18 protein-coding genes are annotated in these 17,830 nt (G+C 59.8%); 11 read left to right on the top strand and 7 right to left on the bottom strand.

From position 1 onward, the window contains the following. Positions 1-3 precede the first annotated feature (3 nt). The 4 genes from H0V34_13885 to H0V34_13870 form a co-directional block, all read right to left on the bottom strand. Positions 4-792, bottom strand: coding sequence for a class I SAM-dependent methyltransferase (locus tag H0V34_13885; GenBank protein ID MBA2492730.1), 789 nt, complete (start codon positions 790-792; stop codon positions 4-6). 96 nt (positions 793-888) lie between these two features. Beyond that, a complete protein-coding gene (locus H0V34_13880; protein ID MBA2492729.1) occupies positions 889-2,241 on the bottom strand; it encodes an amino acid permease in 1,353 nt (450 codons plus the stop codon). Between the two features lie 35 nt (positions 2,242-2,276). Beyond that, complete coding sequence (locus H0V34_13875; protein MBA2492728.1) at positions 2,277-3,791, bottom strand: YifB family Mg chelatase-like AAA ATPase; 1,515 nt, start codon at positions 3,789-3,791, stop codon at positions 2,277-2,279. A 175-nt stretch (positions 3,792-3,966) separates the two neighbouring features. Beyond that, positions 3,967-4,260, bottom strand: coding sequence for an accessory factor UbiK family protein (locus H0V34_13870; GenBank protein ID MBA2492727.1), 294 nt, complete (start codon positions 4,258-4,260; stop codon positions 3,967-3,969). Positions 4,261-4,516: 256 nt separating this feature from the next. On the opposite strand from H0V34_13870, the gene H0V34_13865 reads away from it, so the two are divergent. The 3 genes from H0V34_13865 (at position 4,517) to H0V34_13855 (ending at position 7,496) form a co-directional block, all read left to right on the top strand. Continuing rightward, the gene (locus tag H0V34_13865) at positions 4,517-5,644 is read left to right on the top strand and encodes a porin (protein ID MBA2492726.1); all 1,128 of its coding nucleotides are present in this window, start codon (positions 4,517-4,519) and stop codon (positions 5,642-5,644) included. A 30-nt stretch (positions 5,645-5,674) separates the two neighbouring features. Further along, positions 5,675-6,013, top strand: a complete 339-nt coding sequence (gene glnK, locus H0V34_13860; protein ID MBA2492725.1) for a P-II family nitrogen regulator — start codon at positions 5,675-5,677, stop codon at positions 6,011-6,013. Positions 6,014-6,095: 82 nt separating this feature from the next. Then, positions 6,096-7,496: an ammonium transporter gene (locus H0V34_13855; GenBank protein ID MBA2492724.1), complete on the top strand. Its 1,401-nt coding sequence runs from the start codon at positions 6,096-6,098 to the stop codon at positions 7,494-7,496. Positions 7,497-7,692: 196 nt separating this feature from the next. On the opposite strand, the gene H0V34_13850 is transcribed toward H0V34_13855, so the two are convergent. After that, entirely contained in the window at positions 7,693-8,091 is a 399-nt protein-coding gene (locus H0V34_13850; GenBank protein ID MBA2492723.1) for a hypothetical protein, read from the bottom strand. A 135-nt stretch (positions 8,092-8,226) separates the two neighbouring features. On the opposite strand from H0V34_13850, the gene H0V34_13845 reads away from it, so the two are divergent. Together H0V34_13845 and H0V34_13840 are read left to right on the top strand one after the other, a co-directional pair. After that, on the top strand, positions 8,227-8,820 hold the full coding sequence (locus H0V34_13845; protein ID MBA2492722.1) for an ATP-binding cassette domain-containing protein: 594 nt from the start codon (positions 8,227-8,229) through the stop codon (positions 8,818-8,820). Further along, complete coding sequence (locus H0V34_13840) at positions 8,820-9,626, top strand: ABC transporter permease (GenBank protein ID MBA2492721.1); 807 nt, start codon at positions 8,820-8,822, stop codon at positions 9,624-9,626. The genes H0V34_13845 and H0V34_13840 overlap by 1 nt, the downstream gene beginning before the upstream one ends. A 6-nt stretch (positions 9,627-9,632) precedes the next feature. Here the strand turns inward: H0V34_13840 and speE are convergent, their stop codons facing one another. Beyond that, on the bottom strand, positions 9,633-10,514 hold the full coding sequence (gene speE / locus H0V34_13835) for a polyamine aminopropyltransferase (GenBank protein MBA2492720.1): 882 nt from the start codon (positions 10,512-10,514) through the stop codon (positions 9,633-9,635). Between the two features lie 168 nt (positions 10,515-10,682). On the opposite strand from speE, the gene speA reads away from it, so the two are divergent. From speA to H0V34_13820, 3 genes are read left to right on the top strand one after another with little or no spacing between them, the layout of a single operon-like run. Further along, positions 10,683-12,599: a biosynthetic arginine decarboxylase gene (gene speA, locus H0V34_13830; protein ID MBA2492719.1), complete on the top strand. Its 1,917-nt coding sequence runs from the start codon at positions 10,683-10,685 to the stop codon at positions 12,597-12,599. Positions 12,600-12,657: 58 nt separating this feature from the next. Further along, positions 12,658-13,071: a hypothetical protein gene (locus H0V34_13825; protein MBA2492718.1), complete on the top strand. Its 414-nt coding sequence runs from the start codon at positions 12,658-12,660 to the stop codon at positions 13,069-13,071. Positions 13,072-13,099: 28 nt separating this feature from the next. Then, positions 13,100-14,329, top strand: a complete 1,230-nt coding sequence (locus H0V34_13820) for a response regulator (GenBank protein ID MBA2492717.1) — start codon at positions 13,100-13,102, stop codon at positions 14,327-14,329. A 23-nt stretch (positions 14,330-14,352) separates the two neighbouring features. Here H0V34_13820 and nadA read toward each other — a convergent pair whose 3' ends face one another. Then, positions 14,353-15,402, bottom strand: coding sequence for a quinolinate synthase NadA (gene nadA / locus H0V34_13815; protein ID MBA2492716.1), 1,050 nt, complete (start codon positions 15,400-15,402; stop codon positions 14,353-14,355). Between the two features lie 146 nt (positions 15,403-15,548). On the opposite strand from nadA, the gene H0V34_13810 reads away from it, so the two are divergent. From H0V34_13810 to H0V34_13800, 3 genes are all read left to right on the top strand, one after another. Beyond that, positions 15,549-16,040, top strand: coding sequence for an acyl-CoA thioesterase (locus H0V34_13810; GenBank protein MBA2492715.1), 492 nt, complete (start codon positions 15,549-15,551; stop codon positions 16,038-16,040). 83 nt (positions 16,041-16,123) lie between these two features. Continuing rightward, positions 16,124-17,398, top strand: coding sequence for an outer membrane protein transport protein (locus tag H0V34_13805; protein ID MBA2492714.1), 1,275 nt, complete (start codon positions 16,124-16,126; stop codon positions 17,396-17,398). 143 nt (positions 17,399-17,541) lie between these two features. Next, complete coding sequence (locus tag H0V34_13800; GenBank protein ID MBA2492713.1) at positions 17,542-17,799, top strand: hypothetical protein; 258 nt, start codon at positions 17,542-17,544, stop codon at positions 17,797-17,799. Positions 17,800-17,830: the final 31 nt, after the last annotated feature.

Below are 17,830 nucleotides of genomic sequence, written 5' to 3'. Positions count from 1 at the left end.
TTGTCAGGCCTTGATCGCCAGCACCAAATCCTGATTGTGGTTGACGCCGAGAGCGCTTTTGCGCGCGGCCCAGCCGCCGTAGTGAATCGGTTCTGTGATGCTCAGGCCGTACCGGTTGTATAACTCGCGCACGGATGCTTCGTCGTGCGCGATGGCGGCTTCGGGCACCTGTTGGTTCTGCACGCGGTATGTGCCGTAATCGTGGCTGAAGCTGCGCTGCGGGGGATTGAGCTTGCCTGCCTTAATGCGTTTGAGCGACGCCTCGTTCAGCAGAAAATATGAAATCACGCAGCGACCGCCGGTGTTCAGCACGCGGCTGGTTTCCGACAGATATTGCCGTATCTCGTCAGGCATCAGATGCGTGCACACCGACGCCATGAACACCAGGTCGAACGATTGATCCTGATAAGGAAAGCGGTACTCGCTCGCCTTCTGGTTGCCTTTGGGGTTGTACTGCGTGTTGCGGATGTCCGCGACCTGGAAACGAAAGTTGGGTTGTCTCCCGGTGATGTGTTGCTGGCACCAGGCAATGCCTTCGGGCGAAATGTCAAAGCCGTCGTACGAGCCGGGCTCGCGCAGATAGGCCATCAACGGCACCGCCATGCGGCCCAAGCCGCAGCCGGCATCAAGCGCGCGTTCATGCGGCTTAAGTCCGCCAAGTTCCGCCGTGAGGATTCGAAACCAATTCTTGCCGACGGCGTCGCGGCCTTTGCCAGCGCCGCCCAGCTTGCTGAATTCTTTTGGAAATGCGGGAAAATCGGATATGCTCAAGGAGGCCTCCTCATCAGTCATTGACCGCGGATACCTCACTTTATCACCCGGCAGACGACGAGGCCAAAAGTGCTGCCGCAGCGCGACGATGAATCCGCGGCCGGCGCGAGACAGCATTCACTTGATCAAGCGCGTGTTGTCGATCTCTTTAACCCGCCCGTGAAACGCGCGATTGACAAACCACAGGACGATACCGACGCCGATCAGCAGCACGGCGCGCAAGGTTGCGAACGGATCGATCACGATCGTAAACACGACCAGGCCCGCACAGGAGATCGCGCCCAGCACCGGAATCAGAGTCGGCGCACGAAAATGCTGCTCGCTGATTTTGTCCCGACGAAGCACCAGCACCGACACATTGACCAAGGTGAATACCGACAGCAGCAGTAGCACCGTGGTGCCCGCCAGCGCCGCGATGCTGCCGGTAGACACCAGCGCGACCGCGACGCCGGACACCACCAGGATCGCGACCCACGGGGTCTGACGTGTCTGATGGACGCGGCCGAACAACGCCGGCACGATGCCCTGATTCGAGAGCCCATAGAGCAGTCGCGAGGCCATGATGAGATTGATCAGCGCCGTATTGGTGACCGCCAGCAGCGCGATGAAGGCAAATACTTTCGCGGGAAAAGCCGGTGCGCCGATCCTGACAACGTCCAGCAGCGGCGCGCTGGAGCCGACCAGTTTGTCGGTGGGCAGAACGACAGCCGCGGTGAGCACCACCAGCAGATAAAACACGAGCGCGATCGTCAAGCCTGTAAATAACGCGAAGGGGAAAATTTGCCGCGGATTCTGCGTCTCCTCCGCGCAGTTAACCGAATCTTCAAAACCGACAAACGAGAAAAAGGCTAGCGCGGCGCCGCTGAGAATCGCCAGCGGAATGGCAGTATCGGTCCTGAATTCCAGCGCGCGCGATACATCGCCGCTGCCACTTGCCAGCGCCATGCCGCCGATGACGATTACGATCAGCAGACCCGACACCTCGATGGCCGTCAAGCCGAGATTGAGCTTGATCGACTCGGATATCCCGCGATAGTTGATGAAGGTCAGCACCAGCAGAAAGGCCAGCGCGGCGAGCACCTGCGGAAACGAAACCAGGGCGCTTAAGTATTGCGCGAAGGCGAGCGCCGAGGTGCTGGCCGAAGCAATGCCCGAAGCCATGACCGCCACGGCGATGATGAAGGTCAAAAATGGCAGCCCGAACGCCTTGTGCACGTACAGCGCCGCACCGGCCGCCTGCGGATATTTGGTAACGAGTTCGGAATACGACGTCGCGGTCAGCATCGCGAGCGCGAACGCCAGCAGCATCGGCGCCCACACCGCGCTACCCACCTGGCTCGCGATTTCGCCGGCCACCGCGTAAATGCCCGCGCCCAGGATATCGCCGGTCACGAACACCACCAGCAGCGGTTTGCTGATGGCGCGCTTGAGCTGCGTCGCTTCCGGGGTCGCGGTTTCGTTCCTGCTCATCTGGCGCCTCTGTGGAAGATGCTGACCGGCTTCATTTAGTTCGCCAGCAGCCGGTCCAGAGTCCGGTACGAAATAGCCTCGCTCAAGTGCGGCGTGCGGATGTTATCGGTTCCTTCCAGGTCGGCGATAGTGCGGGCGACTTTCAGGATTCGATGGTACGCGCGCGCTGATAGCTTGAAGCGGTTCATGGCCTGATCCAGCAACGAATGATCCGCCGCTTCGAGGCCGCAGGTGCTCTCCACATCGCGGTTGCGCAGCAGGGCATTGCTCATGCCGCGCCGTTCGTATTGTCGGCTTCGCGCCTGCACCACTCGCGCGCGGACGGCTGCACTGCTTTCCGCCGGGAGTCCACCATCGGCGCGCAATGCCTCACGCGGCACGCGCGGCACGTCGATATGCAGATCGATACGGTCCAGCAGCGGCGCCGAAATACGCGCGCGGTGCCGGCGCTGCTGGTCGATCGTACACGAGCAGTTGCCGCGTAAATCGCAGTCGTAGCCCTGCGGGCAGGGATTCATTGCCGCGACCAGTTGAAAGCGCGCCGGAAAGTCGGCTTGGCGCGCGGCGCGCGAGATGGTGATCCGTCCGGTCTCCAGCGGTTCGCGCAGCACCTCCAGCACCCGCCGATCGAATTCAGTCAGCTCGTCCAGAAACAAGACGCCGTGGTGCGCGAGCGATATCTCGCCGGGGCGGGGGTTGGAGCCGCCGCCCACCAGCGCCACGCCAGAGGCGGTGTGGTGCGGCGCGCGGAATGGCCGCTTAAGCCAGTCGCGAGCATTAAAGCCTTGTTCGCTGATGGACAGGATGGCCGCTGATTCAATGGCTTCGCGGTCGGTCATGGGTGGCAGGATGGTGAGCAGGCGGCTGGCCAGCATGGTTTTGCCCGTGCCGGGTGGCCCGATCATAATCAGGTTGTGGCCGCCGGCCGCGGCAATTTCCAGCGCGCGCCGCGCGCGGTGCTGGCCGCGTACGTCACTCAGGTCCAGTTCCGCATGCACATGCACGCGAGACGGTTCGTATGCGAAGGGTATGAGCGGTTCCGCGCCGGACAGATGCGCGCACAACTGCAACAGATGATCGGCCGCCAGCACGCGGCAATCTTTCACCAGCACGGCCTCCGCGGCATTGGCGCGCGGCACCACCAGTGTTCTGTTCGCGGCGCGCGCCTGCAACGCCACGGGCAGCGCGCCACGGATTGCGCGCAGTTCGCCGCTCAAACCCAGTTCTCCGACGAATTCATATGCATCCAGCCCTTTCGAGGGCATCTGCCCCGAGGCCGCGAGAATGCCCAGAGCGATGGGCAGATCGAAACGCCCACCCTCTTTGGGTAGATCGGCCGGCGCCAGATTGACGGTGATGCGTCGCATCGGGAATTCGAACTTTGCGTTAAGTAACGCGGCGCGCACCCTGTCCTTGCTCTCCTTCACCGCTGTTTCAGGCAGACCGACGATGGACAGGCCGGGCAGGCCGTTCGCCAGATGAACCTCAACGCTGACCGATGGCGCGTCGATACCCTGCTGCGCGCGGCTTAGAACGATGGCGAGGGACAAGGATTATGTCGTTCTTGTTTGACGAGCCTGTGATTCTATCAGACCTTACAGTGCGCGAGGCTTGTCCGCGCCGCAGCGCTAACCGGTGTGGCGCCGCGAAGTCAGCTCGTCATGACGAGAGCTATTGTGCGAGCTTGCGGGAGTGCTCGCACACGGCCTCGGACTGGGCTACCGGCTAAATCGTGTCGAAAGGCGCTCGATGGTCTTGCGCCGGAGGCGTTTTGGCTTCGCCTTTGCCTTCCAGTTCGGCGATCCGCGCCTCCATCGCTGCCAGCTTATCGCGGCTGCGGGCCAGCAGCGCCACCTGCACCTCGTATTCCTCGCGCGTCACCAGGTCCAGACGCTGGAACACGGCCTCAAGTCCGGCGCGAAGGTTCTTTTCAATTTCTCGCTGAAATGCGCTCACGCCGCGCGGCATCGTGCCGGCCAGTTTGCGGGCGAGGTCGTCCAAGAGCTTGGTTTCGATCATCTCAGCTTCTCTCTCGCGTCCAATATAGGGCTAGAGTATTGGCGTTTCAGCGCGTTGTCCATACCGCACTAAACGAGTGCGCCAGACCGGCACGACGCGCTTTGATAGTGCGGGATAACTGTGCATCAGGGCTGGTTGGCCATTCAAGTCATTGTTTTGACGGCGTATTGCGGACTGGTACAGGAAATGCTCTGGCCGCGTAGACGTAGGAGCATGGCGTCTGAAAGACCATCAACCTTAGACAACGGAGCAACTTATGAAGCCCATCTTCTTGGCCAGCCTCTGTGCTGGCCTCCTCGTACACGTAGCGGCGGCTCACGCAGAGTCCGACGACGCGAGCGCCCCAACAATTGGGGAGATACTTGACGCTTCCGGTGTAACTCTCACGGGGTATGTTGATACCTCGTTCACCTACCTATCGGGCGCGGGAGGTTTTACCAGCGACGTCCCAAACCGCGTGTTCGACCGTGAACGCAAGAGCTTCAATTTGCACCTAGTGGATGTAACCGCAAGCTATCTGCCCGAAGATGGTTTTGGCGGGCTGGTACAGTTGAGCGCCGGGTCGGATGCCAACGTATTCGCGCCGCTCGGCACCGGCGCCGATGACGAATTCGATGTGCAGGAGGCCTTCGCCCAATACGCCACCGGACCCTTCACGTTTGTGGGTGGCAAATTTGTCACCTTGGCGGGAGCGGAAGTGATCGAAAGCCCGGCCAACTTAAACTTCAGCCGCTCTATCCTGTTTGGTTATGCCATTCCGTTCACGCACACTGGCGTGCGCGCCAGCATGGAGACCGCCGGCGGCGCCAAGTTCACTGTGGGCGTGAACAACGGCTGGGATGTGTTGAAAGAATCGGCCGCTGTCGCCGCCGATGGCGATGTCGCCGACGAGAAGACGCTCGAATTAGGCGCCTCGTTCTCGCCCACCGATTTTATCAATGTTTCAGCAGCCGCTTATACCGGTAACGAGCCCGGCGCGGTAGTCGGCAGGCGCGACCTGGTCGATGTGGTGGTGAGCTACCTGTTCTCCGACTCGCTTATTTTCGTGGTCAATGGCGATTGGGCGCAGCAGGAAGACGCCGTCGCCGCTGGTTCGGACGCCGAGTGGAAAGGCGTCGCGGGCTACGCCAATTACCAGTTCGCCGAGCAATGGCGCGCAGTGCTACGCGGCGAGTGGTTCGATGACGAGGACGGCTTCCGCACCGGCGTGGCACAGGAGTGGAAAGAGGTCACCGCGACGCTCGCTTATCTGCCCATCGATGCGGTGGAGATCCGTGCCGAAACACGCTACGACTGGTCGGACATCGACAGCTTCGTGGATACCGATGGCAGCGTCGATGATAGTCAGTATTCGGTAGGCCTGGAAGCCATCTACAAGTTCTAATTGACGTCCTTAGATTAAGGAGTTGCAAGCATGAAACTCATCACCGCAATCATCAAACCCTTCAAGCTCGATGACGTGCGCGAAGCGCTGTCGGAAATTGGCGTGCAAGGCATCACCGTCACCGAGGTTAAGGGCTTCGGCCGGCAGAAAGGTCACACCGAGCTTTACCGCGGCGCGGAATACGTGGTCGATTTTTTGCCCAAGGTGAAGCTTGAGATCGCCATCGACGACGGCCTGACGGATAACGCGATCGACGCCATCACCAAAGCCGCCAACACCGGCAAGATCGGCGACGGCAAAATATTCGTATCCAGCCTGGAACAGGCCATACGCATACGCACCGGCGAAGTCGGCGCGGATGCGCTGTGACGATCCCGATTAAGCACGTGGCAAACATTTCCTCGCGCGGATATGTGCGCGTGCAGATACAACTTAAGTACGAGAGACAAACATGAAACTGACTTGTAGATTAGGTTTGGCGCTTGCGGGCACGCTGGTCAGCGCGCCGGCGTGGGCGCAACCGGCGCCCGAATTCGACGAAGGCAACGTGGCGTGGATGATGATCGCCACCGTGCTGGTTATCCTGATGACGCTGCCGGGCTTAGCACTTTTCTACGGCGGCATGACGCGCTCGAAAAATATGCTGTCGACCCTGATGCAGACGTTCACCATTTTTTGCGTGATCGCGTTGTTGTGGGTGATTTACGGTTACAGCGTGGCATTCAGCGACGGCAATGCGATATTCGGCGGCTTATCTAAGATGTTTCTGGAAGGCGTGGTGTACGACGAGAACGGCTTGTTTACCGCCGCGGCAACGTTCAGCAAGGGGGTATATATCCCTGAACTGATGTTCGCGATGTTTCAGCTCACATTCGCTGCGATTACCTGCGCACTGATCGCGGGTGGTTACGCCGAGCGCATGAAATTTTCGGCTGTGCTCGCCTTCAGTGTCATCTGGTTTACATTTTCTTATCTGCCGATGGCGCACATGGTGTGGTGGTGGGCCGGTCCTGATGCGTACACCAGCGCCAGAGTCGTCGACGAGATGAACGCGTCGGCCGGCCTGCTATGGCAATGGGGCGCGCTGGACTTCGCCGGTGGTACCGTGGTGCATATCAACGCCGGCGTCGCGGGGCTGATGGCGGCGCTCTTTTTAGGCCGGCGGGCCGGGCATGGGAGGGTACAGATGGCACCGCACAATCTCGTATTTTCACTGATCGGTGCGTGCATGCTGTGGGTGGGCTGGTTCGGCTTCAATGCCGGCTCGAATCTTGAGGCTAATGGCTACGCCGTGCTGGCACTTGCGAACTCGATCATCGCAACCGCGGTGGCGGCGCTCACCTGGCTGTTCGCCGAATGGATCATCAAGGGCAAACCGAGTCTGCTGGGCGCGATAACTGGCTGTATCGCCGGTCTGGTGGCCATCACGCCGGCCTGCGGTTTTGTCGGCGTACAAGGGGCGTTGGTAATTGGTCTCGCGGCGGGGTTCCTGTGCTTTCTAGCGGTCACCTATATCAAGAAGGCGCTTGGCTACGATGACGCGCTGGACGCCTTTGGCGTGCATGCCGTGGGCGGCATCATAGGCGCCATTCTGACGGGCATATTCGTCAATCCCGCGCTGGGCGGCGCCGGTTTTGTGGTCGATGGATGGGTGGGCCCCGAGTTCGGTTACGACAGCGCGCAGATACTGATTCAGGTCAAGACCGTAGCCGTGGCGATCGCGTGGAGTGCTGTGGTCAGCGCAATCGCATTGCTGCTGATCAAGCTCACTATCGGGTTGCGGGTTTCCGATGAAGTGGAGAGTGAAGGTCTGGATGTCGCCGAGCACGGCGAAAACGCCTATAACCCATGATGAAGATTGCCTGCGTGCATTGGTGTCAATACGGGCTAGAAATACTCGGGACGGCTGATTCGCACAAGAATTGGTAACACACGGATCAGCCTTTCGTCTTGCAGGTCAGTGTTAACGGGCGCTTCGGCGCCCGTTTTCTATTGTCGGCGCGACTATTTATGACCATCTCAACACAACGCGCGAACATTGCGCTGTGTCACGGGCGAAACAGGCGTCCGCCGCCTTGCTGTCCGGACGGCCCGCCGCTGCCACCCTGTGGAACGACGATAGAGGACGCAGCTTCGCGCTGAAGTTCCTTGATCTCCTCGACCGCGTTCTGCATAGCGGTTTTGGCGGCTTGCGGAAACTGCTTGATCGCCTCCTCCAGCGAGTCTGCTTTCAGCAGAAAACTAAGCGGCAGCGCGCCCATCGGCGACATAATCTGCGTCTGGCCGAAATACTGCACCGTGCGGTCATGGTCCCTGGAACCGTCGGGCTTGACCGGCGTAAGTCGCATGATGCTGCCGGCGCTGCGATCGGAGAAGGTTTCTTCCTGGTAAAGATTGTCGCGATCCAGTTGGATGTCGGGCAGCTGATCTGAATGAGAGGTAGACATAATCGGGTTCCTTCAAGTGGCTTTTCTAAACGAGCGCAACATAACAGATTCCGTTACCTGAGGTCTCGTGCGGGCGTTTCTGCTAGGTTTGTCGAGGATACACAGATTCGATGCTCTACAGTCTGACCGCAAAGTATGCTGGAGATTGACAACCTGCGCGGCGCGCACTTCGGCCCGATTACGCTGACCTTGAACGCGCTGGAATGCGTGGTCGTGCAAGGTGTATCGGGCGCGGGCAAAACGTTGTTCCTGCGCGCGGTGGCGGATATGGATTGTGTCAGCGGCGACGTCCGAATCGGAGGCTGTTGCCGGCGCGACCTGTCGCCGCCCGAGTGGCGCCGCCGCGTGGGATTGCTGCCGGCGGAAAGCCAGTGGTGGGCTGATACGGTAGGCATGCACTTCGCTAAAGGCGCCGCCGCGACTATCGCGCCGCTGGGGTTCGGTCCCGAAACCCTGAACTGGCAGGTGGCGCGCCTGTCGAGCGGCGAGCGCCAGCGGCTGGCGCTGGCGCGGCTGCTGAGCAATCGACCGCGGGTGCTGCTGCTGGATGAACCCACGGCGAATTTGGACGAGATTAACCGCGGACGGGTGGAAGCCTTGGTCGCCGATTACCTCAAGGTAAACCATGCCTGTGCGCTGTGGGTGAGCCACGATGTCGCGCAGGCGGCACGAATCACCGACCGCGTCGTTCGCATGGCGGACGGGCGGTTGCAGGCCCCGAGCCACTGATGGACATGATCCGGCTCAGCGCGTTCGATCTCGGCCTCGCGGCGTCGCTCATCGTCTTGCTGGCGGCGTCCAACTGGTTTACCGGCGCGGGGCATTCGCGCACTCTGGTCGTCGCCGCGGTTCGTTGTGCGGCGCAGTTGATGCTGATCGGGCTGGTGCTGGAGGCGCTGTTTGCGAACGTGAGCCTGTGGTGGGTCACACTGCTCGCGCTATCGATGTTGATCATCGCGGGTTACGAGGTGATGGCGAGGCAGCAGCGCCGCTTCGGGGGCATGGCCGGGTACGCGCTCGGCACGCTATCGATGTTTGTCTCGGCATTCAGCGTCACGTTCCTGGCGCTGACCGTTATCGTCGGCCCCGACCCATGGTATGAGCCGCGCTACGCGATACCGCTTCTGGGCATGATGCTGGGTAATACCATGACCGGGGTGGCGTTAACGCTCGATAATCTGACGCGGCTCGCGTGGCAACAGCGGACCGTGATCGAGGCGCGTTTGATTCTGGGTCACGACTGGGCTACAGCGATTGTCGCCATACGCCGCGACAGCGTGCGCAATGGGCTGATCCCGATCGTAAACGCCATGGCCGCCGCCGGCGTGGTCAGTCTGCCGGGCATGATGACGGGCCAGATTCTCGCGGGAAATCCGCCGATGGAGGCCGTTAAATATCAGATTCTGGTGTTCTTTCTGGTCACGGCCGGCACGGGTTTCGGCATTCTCGCGGCGGCCGGCATCGGTGCGCGCCGCCTGTTTGACGAGCGTCAGCGACTGCGTCTGGACAGATTGCGCGGGGCGGCCGACATTTAAAATGTTTTATATGCCTTTGTTTGCCTCGCCCCCAATGGCCAGCGCGCGCCGGAAAAACTCAGGCGCGGCCGTGCTGGCGCGATGTATCTCGGCGTTGTAGTAGTGAGTCTCGAAGGCTTTTTCAGCAGCGGCCTGCGCGCGCGCAAAATCGATCGCGCCATCTTTGCGGGCCATGATCGCACTCCACCAGCCGGTGGGATAACTGCACTGCGGAAAATGATGCACGGCGACGTCCGTGAATCCCGCCGCGCGCAATCCTTCGGCCATCGGGCGGATAATGCTTTCCGTGTGTACCAGCGGGGATTCGCTTTGCTGCACGAGCAGGCCGCCCGTGGCCAGCGCCTTGTGGCAATCGCGGTAGAAGTTTTCCGAAAACAACCCTTTGGCGGGTCCCACCGGGTCGGTGCTGTCAATGATGATGATGTCCTGCGAAGCCGGTTCGCAGCGCTTTATCCAGTCGATACCGTCGCCAAAATAAAAGTGCGCGCGTGGGTCGTCGTTGGAATCGCATAGTCGAGGAAAGTATTGTTCAGCCAGCCGGGTCACGCGCTCGTCGATTTCCACCTGCCACACGGTTTTGACCTCGGGGTGCTTCAGCACCTCGCGCAAGGTGCCGCAGTCGCCACCGCCGACGATGACCACGCGCGCGGGGGTTAAGTGACTGAACAGCCCGGTATGCGCCATCATCTCGTGGTAGATGAAATTATCGCGGTCTGTCAACATGACGCAGCCGTCGATGACCATGAGATTGCCGAAGCCTTCGGTGTCATATATTTCTATTTTTTGATAAGCGGACTGTTCCTCGTGGAGCTTGCTCTTCAGTCGCAGCGAAAAGGCTGAGCCGCATTGCTCGAATACTTCGCTGAACCAGCGGTTGTCCAGTGCCATAAAGCTGCTCCGTGAGATGTCAGGAATGTATACGTTATTGTTGAGGGAGGTGATGGTCGTTTCGCGTATGGATCGCAAGCGCCGGCGAAAGCTGCTGAACCCGCTAGCAGGCATGGCTGCTAGCCTTCGTTCTAGAACTATGACGTCCCGCCGCCCGGAGCGTGAATCATGCCATCGCTAGACGAACACACGCAAGCGAAGCAGCCGTGGTCGATCGCGCGCGCGCGGCAGGTTTACAACCTTGCCAACTGGGCGGAGCGGTATTTCGATATCGATCCTCACGGCCGTCTGGTGGCGCTGCACCGAGACCAGCCGGACATTGCCGGCGTGCCGCTGGAAGCGCTGGTGCGGGAGTTCCATTCGATCGGGCTGCGCCTGCCCGTGCTGGTGCGATTTCAGCACATTCTGCGCGATCGCGTGACGCAGTTATGTAGCGCGGTGGATGGCGCCATGCGTGAGCGATCTTACGGGGGACGCTACACCGCGGTTTATCCGATAAAAGTCAACCAGCAGCGCAGCGTCGTCGAGCAGATTCTGCACCACGGCAGCGGCCGGGTCGGTCTGGAGGCTGGCAGCAAGCCGGAACTGATGGCGGTCCTGGCGCTCATTGAGGATGACGGCGTCGTAATCTGTAACGGATACAAGGATTCGGAGTACATCCGTCTGGCGCTGATTGGACGCCTGCTGGGGCATCGCGTGTATATCGTGGTGGAGAAGCCGTCGGAACTGGAACTGGTGTTTCGCGAGTCGCGCGCGCTGGGTGTCTCGCCACTGCTGGGTGTGCGCGTACGCTTAGCTTCGATTGGCGAGGGCAAATGGCAGAACACGGGCGGCGACAAGGCCAAGTTCGGGTTGTCCGCCGCGCAAGTGCTGGCGTTGATCGAGCGCTTAAGAGAAGAGTCTTTACTGGGCAGTATGCGCTTGCTGCATTTTCACATGGGTTCTCAAATCGCAAATATCAGCGACATTAATCGCGGCATGCGTGAAGCGGGCCGCTTTTACGCCGATCTGCGCGCGTTGGGCGCCGGCATTGACGTGGTCGACGTGGGCGGCGGGCTTGGTGTCGATTACGAAGGCACGGGCTCGCGTGCCTACTGCTCCATGAACTACACGCTACCGGAATACGCGGGTACCATCGTGCGTGCGCTAGCCGACATATGCGATGAGCAGCGACTTCCGCATCCCGATATCGTGACTGAAGCCGGTCGCGCCATGACCGCACATCATGCCGTGTTGATTACTAACGTCATCGACGTTGAATATACCTCGGCAGGCGATGTTGCGAAGCCCGCGCAGGTCGATACGGTTGTGGTGCTGCGTGAGCTATGGCGTCTCTACGATCATCAATATGAGCTGTCGGTCGGTGAAATCTATAACGAGGCGCAGTACTGGTTGAGCGAGGCGCAGTCCATGTACACGCATGGGGTGCTCGATTTGCGCAACAGAGTGCGGGCCGAGCAACTCCATCGTGCGATCTGCCAGCGGTTGATGAGCACGCTCGACTCGATGCAAGAGCCGCCGCGGGACATTGCCACGCAACTCCATGAAAAACTCGCCGACAAATATTTCTGTAATTTTTCAGTATTCCAGTCGGTGCCCGACGTATGGGCGATCGACCAGATTTTTCCCATCGTGCCGTTGCATCGCCTGCATGAAGCGCCAACGCGACGCGCGGTGCTGCAAGACCTGACCTGCGACTCGGATGGGCAGATTCGCGCCTATGTGGACAGCGGGCGCATCGAGGCCACGCTTCCCGTGCACGATTACCAGCCCGGAACACCCTACCTGCTGGGAATATTTCTGGTCGGCGCGTACCAGGAAATTCTCGGGGATTTGCATAACCTGTTCGGTGATACGCACGCCATTAATGTAGAACTGTTGCCGGACGGTGGTTATCGACTGGACGCGCCGGAGTTTGGTGACAAGGTGGACGAGTTGCTGAGCATGGTGCATTTTTCGCCCGAGCGCCTGCTGGCCGTCTATCACGAAAAAGTCGCGGCGGCAGGATTCAGTGCCGAGCGCCAGGCAGCGCTATGCGACGAGCTTGAGCACGGCCTGCACGGTTATACCTACCTTGGGGATTAGTCTCACGGCACATCAGATGTCTCATCATGTTCATTTCAAACTATAACGCTCGATCACAATGAAGAGCCGCATCATATTTCATTTCGTCGCCTTCGCCGGACTGTTCGGAGCCGGCGCGTGGATCGCGTATCAGGGCGTTGTCGCGCCCACCCGCATCGGCCCGCTGGCCATCAATATTGAGAATGCCACGATTTACTGGTTCACCCTGCTCGTCTACGTCTTCGTCTGGCTGTTACTCTACTATCCGCTACGCAGACGCACATGGCCCGTGTTGTTGATCGGACACGCAAGCGCGGTGGCGATTGCGCTGGCAAGCACGTTTACCGTAATCTCTTTAGGCTCGCGCAATAGCCCTGACGCGCGGATCCTGCCGTCCGAGAGCGCGCAGACGCGTGAGACGATTCCGCCGCCCGCGGACGCTGACCCTAACACCCTGACCTTGCCGTTGCCATCACGCCAGGGCACGCAGTAGCCGGGCTTACCTGAACTGGGAGATAAGGATGACCACAGCCCCGAACACAAACGACGTTGCCCTGGAAAAGCCGAGCGTGCTGGTGGTGGACGATTCGAACGTCATGCGACGGGCCATTCAGCGGATACTGTCACAGGATTTTACCGTCATCGAGGCCGCGGACGACAATGTCGCATGGGATATTCTCGCCCGCGAAAACGGTATTCAGGTCGTTTTTTCAGACCTGATGATGCCTAACAAAAACGGTTTCGAGCTGCTTCGCGACATCCGGGAGTCCGCGCAAGTGCGCATCAACCGGCTGCCAGTGATAATCATGACCGGCCACGAAGACGATGAGAAGATACGTAACCAGGTCATGTCTCTGGGCGCCAGTGACTTTATTTCCAAGCCGTTCGATTCGGTGCAGATCAGGGCGCGCGCCAGCGTACACGCCAAGGCCAATCAAACCAGCCGACTACTGGAGCAGGCGCAGGAACTGCTCGCGAAAAAGAGCACCGTCGATCCCCTTACCGGGCTGGCGAACTTGCGCCATCTGCACGAACAGGGCGCCGCGATGCTTGCGTTAGCAGTCAGTCAGAACGCGGACCTGGCAATGCTCTTCATTGAGCTGGACGCATTCGAAGACGTATTCAAAGGCAAGGGACGTCAGATCTCGGAGAAAATCCTGAGCCACGTTGGCCGCCTGATCGCCGGGAGTATGCGCCGGGAAGATCTGACCGCGCGAGCCGGTCTGGCAAAGTTTGCGGTCGTCATGCCGGGTGCCGATCATCAGTCCGCTTCCATCACGGCCAAGCGAGTTCATACCTTGATTGGTGAGTCGCTCTATCGGCTGGGCGATCAGCGTTTCCAGGTTACCGCAAGTGCTGCGCTGGTCACGGGTCCTTGCAGTGCCGAGCTGCGATTTGAAGACATCATCAAACGCGCCGAACAGCCTCTGACGCGCGCCAGAGGCGCCGGAGGCAACCGACTGGTAATCGAGGAATTTCCCCGCATCGGACCGGAGTCACCGCGCGCGGGCAGTTCGACTTCACAGGTCAAGTTGACCTTGGATGGCGCCGTCGAACTGTTGGCGGCGGGGCAAACGCAAGCGCTCGATCATCACCTCGCCGCTTTGTTGTTGCGGGTATTGCCGTTACTTGAGTATGGCGATCAGCGATTGCAACTTGGGATCGAAGTGAGCCTGACTCAACTGCGTGGCAAGCTCGTTACCACGCAGGCACCCGTTACCGAATCGGCGCCAGCGAACGGGATACATTAAATATTGCAAGTCTTGCTAGCCCGCTAATTCTGGCGGGCGAAATCCAGCATGCGCTGAGTCGATCGTAAGGCGCGGTGTCGCACCGCTTCATCCAGATGGATCTCGTTAGCGCCGGCTTCCAGCGCGCGTTCGAGATTATGCAGCCCATTCATGGCCATCCACGGACAATGCGCGCAGCTTTTGCAGGTTGCGCCCTCGCCGTGCGTAGGCGCCTCAAGCAGCGTTTTCCCCGGCGCCGCCTGCTGCATTTTGTAAAAGATGCCGCGATCGGTCGCTACAATCAGCGTCTGGTGAGGCAGTTCACGGGCGGCCTTGATAAGTGCGGTCGTCGATCCCACGACATCGGCTATCTCGATCACGTCGGCGGGCGACTCCGGATGGACCAGCACCGCCGCGTCGGGATGCGTCTGCTTTAACTGGCGCAACCCGGCCGACTTGAATTCCTCGTGCACCACGCAGGCGCCGTTCCACAGCACCATGTCCGCCCCGGTGACCTCGTTGAGATACCGACCCAGGTAGCGATCCGGCGCCCATAGAATCTTGCGCTCCTCGTCCATAAGGTGGCTGATGATCCGCACGGCAATGCTGGATGTCACCACCCAGTCCGCGCGCGCCTTTACCTCCGCGCTGGTGTTGGCGTAAACGACAACCGTGCGATCCGGGTGCTCGTCGCAGAACCTGTTGAACGCCGCCGGCGGACAGCTCAGGTCGAGTGAGCACTCCGCTTCGAGAGTTGGCATCAATACCCGCTTTTCAGGACTCAGAATTTTCGCGGTTTCGCCCATGAAGCGAACACCAGCCACAACCAAGGTGCTGGCGGCATGTTCCTGCCCAAAGCGCGCCATGTCCAGCGAGTCCGACACGCACCCGCCGGTCTCGTCAGCAATCAACTGGATGTCCGGATCGGTGTAATAATGTGCTACCAGCACGGCGTCCCGCGCTTTAAGCAGGCGCTTGATCCGGTTTATCGCGGCCAGCCGCTCCGCAACGGTGTAACGCGGCATCGACGCGGTGACTTGCGCGGTTGCGGGGATGTCTCGCACGGTTGTTGCTGAAGCGGTTGACGGAGCCATATATTCCTCGTGAGGCATGTTGGCCTCGTGAGACGCCGATTGAGTCTGGCAAAAAGTGGGATCCTAAAATGTCAGGTCACCGGCCCTGAAAATGGTTCCTGATCCGTGCCGATTCAAGTGCCATAGTGCCGCATCAAGCAAGTGCAATGAAATCCAGGCTTCACTTGATCGACGTCCAGGCGCGGGCTTATTGTGTAGATTGGCTACATGGGGCTGCCGTTCAGGCACGAGTGACTGGGGTGGCAAGTCATACAATCGGGCTGCCTGCGGGTCGGATTCCGGTCTTAAGAGTTCCGGCTACACCCGCGCATACCAACCTTGGCGGCGATATATTCGGCGGCTGGATTATGTCGCAGGTGGATATCGCCGGCAGCATCCCGGCCGTGCTGCGCGCCAAAGGTCGGGTGGTGACCGTGGCGGTCAACAGCATGACGTTTCTGAAGCCAGTCATGGTCGGCGACATCCTGAGTGTGTACGCGGAAATAGAGTCGGTCGGCACCAGCTCCCTGCTCGTGAACATCGAAGTCTACGCGCAACGCAACCCCGTCGATCCGGTGTGCATAAAAATATCCGATGCTCAACTGACTTACGTGGCGATCGACAACAACGGCAGACCGCGGCCCGTGCCTGCCGGCTGAAATTTTGTTGGTAGTATTGCAACAAATGTGGTGCCCGGTGCTATACTTTGGTGTCGGCCTTAGGGGAGACCGCGAGAATCGCCATGACAATAGCACTTACCGTCCTTCATCCGGCGCCCGACGTGCTGCGCACCATGCTCGTTTCCATTTTGATGACTGCCGCAGCAGCAATCGCCCACGCCGATACGCGCACATCGACGCCTTCACTCATTGGCGGTCAACTCATTGCGTGGCTAAGCTCAGGCAGCGAAGAGGTCGCCGATCACGCTTCAATAGCCGCGGGGGCGCGCGCGATCACGCCTGAAATGGGCTTTGCACCCTCGCTGCATCATGTCAGCGCGGGCCGCCCGCAACACTATGCGGATTCGGCCGCGGGGCGGGTGCTTTACGCGTTTCCTGTCTCGGATGACGCGTCGCTCGGTCTCCATATGGGCGACGATGGATACGGCGCCAGCGCATTATCCGGAGCGCACGGTTTCGGCTCCGGCCTTGCCTACTCGGTCAACGACAGTCTGGCCGTAACTGTCGGTATCGACGCTATATTTTTCGACACTGCACGTTCCCATCGGTTTAATCAGTACACGGACTGCGTAGCACTGGAAGAACGCGGCGAGCTACCGCTTCTTACCTGTTCGGATGCGATCGCCTATACGCCGGAGAATCTCGCGCGGGGCGAGCCGGGCACGCTGGATTCGAACGCGGTTGGCTACGGCTATAATCTCGGCGCAACCTTGGCCGTTACCGAAAGCACGCGTCTGGGTATGCGCTATCAATCCGGAATGCAGTTGCCCGCGGAGGATGAAACCGTGTTCCATACCGCGGGACCGCTGTTATCGACGGATCTCGCGCGGCTGACTGACCAGGCGGTAATCTCCGGCCTCGGGTTGCCGGGTTCGTTCGCGGTAGGCGCCTCGCACCAATTCAACAATCAATGGAGTGTGGCGGGCGACGTGACGTGGGTGAACTGGACTCAGTTCAATGAATTCCGCGTGCTGCCTGATGGCTACAGGCAAGGCGGCGGCACCACGACCGAAAACTGGGAAAATACATACCGCTACACGCTGGGATTGAATTATCGTCAGAGCGACCGCTTGAAATATCGCCTAGGCGCGGCTTACGATCAGAGCCCGCTGCCCGCGAGCGAGCGCAATACTGGACTTGTGGCCAGCGAGGATCTGGTGTGGCTGGCATTAGGCGTCGGATACTCGCCGACTCCGCGTCTGTCGTTCGATGTCGGGTATGCCTACCCGTTTATGATGGAACCGCAGATTTACGACGCGCTACAGCATAATCTTGCCGGTCAGTTCGAGGGCGAGAGCGACATTTTGAGCGCGCAATTCAAGTGGCGTTTTGAGTAAACTCACCTTTCACGTCTACTACACTGCGGTCAGCATCGCGTAGCGGATCGTTTACGGCGCGTTGCATGCGCCACGGCTAATGGGTAGTGTCTCAGTTTGAATTTGACCCCGCCACCCGCTTTAGGGTCAGGACGGTGAACAGAATGAATGTCAAAAAGCGCGCGCAGATTTTAGGTACGTTAGTAGAAGGCAACAGCCTTCGCGCCACTTCCCGCCTCGCTGACTGCTCCATCAACACCGTTACTAAGTTGCTGATAGACGTTGGTACAGCTTGTGCCGAGTACCAAGACAAGGCGCTACGTAACTGTCAAGTCCCGGACAATTATAAGGCTTTCGATGAAACAACTCAGGGTGCTTGGCATGCCATTGTTTCATCGCATGGATGGGTGGCTTTGCATTGAGGGCGGCTTGCGGCAAGTGATGGTTGTACAG

The sequence above is a fragment of the Gammaproteobacteria bacterium genome (assembly GCA_013696315.1).
In the GTDB taxonomy this organism is placed as follows: domain Bacteria; phylum Pseudomonadota; class Gammaproteobacteria; order JACCYU01; family JACCYU01; genus JACCYU01.
The sequence above is the reverse complement of the archived record's forward strand: the minus strand, read 5'-3'. Positions and strand labels throughout refer to the sequence as shown.